1 pseudogene is annotated in these 691 nt (G+C 69.5%); it reads right to left on the bottom strand.

From position 1 onward, the window contains the following. Positions 1–691: pseudogene (locus AC3WOS_RS28555) on the bottom strand (heme utilization protein); the annotation flags it as partial.

The raw sequence follows: 691 nt of genomic DNA on the forward strand, positions 1-691 counted from the left end.
AGCGCGGCGATGTCGCTCGTTTCGATGGCGATCATCTGGCTGGTGCCCAGCATGCCGATCTGGCTGGTGGTCAGCGATGCCACCTGCGCCGTGCGCAGCGCCACGATCTGGCTGGTGGTCAGGGTGGTGACGTCGGTGCTGCCCAGCGAAGCGATGGCGCCCGTGCCCAGGGCCTGGATGTCCGAGGTGGTGATGGCGATCAGGTCCGACGTGCCCAGGGCCGCGATCTGCGACGTCTTCAGGGCTGCCGCCTGCGAGGTGCCCAGCACGCTGACCTGGGTGGTGGTCAGGGCCAGCATGTCCGAGGTGGTGATGGCGCCGATCTGGGCCGTGCCCAGCGCCGTGACCTGGCTGGTGGTCAGGGCGACCACGTTCGAGGTGCCCAGGGCGGCGATCTGCGACGTCTTCAGCGCCGCCACGTCGCTCGTTTCGATGGCGATGATCTGGCTGGTGCCCAGCACGCCGATCGCGGTCGTGCTCAGGGATGCCACCTGCGCCGTGCGCAGCGCCACGATCTGGCTGGTGGTCAGGGTGGTCACGTCGGTGGTGCCCAGCGAGGCGATGGCGCCCGTGCCCAGCGCCTGGATGTCCGAGGTGGTGATGGCGATCAGGTTCGACGTGCCCAGGGCCGCGATCTGCGACGTCTTCAGCGCTGCCGCCTGCGAGGTGCCCAGCACGCTGACCTGGCTGG

The sequence above is a fragment of the Rugamonas sp. FW305-51 genome (genome assembly GCF_058786935.1).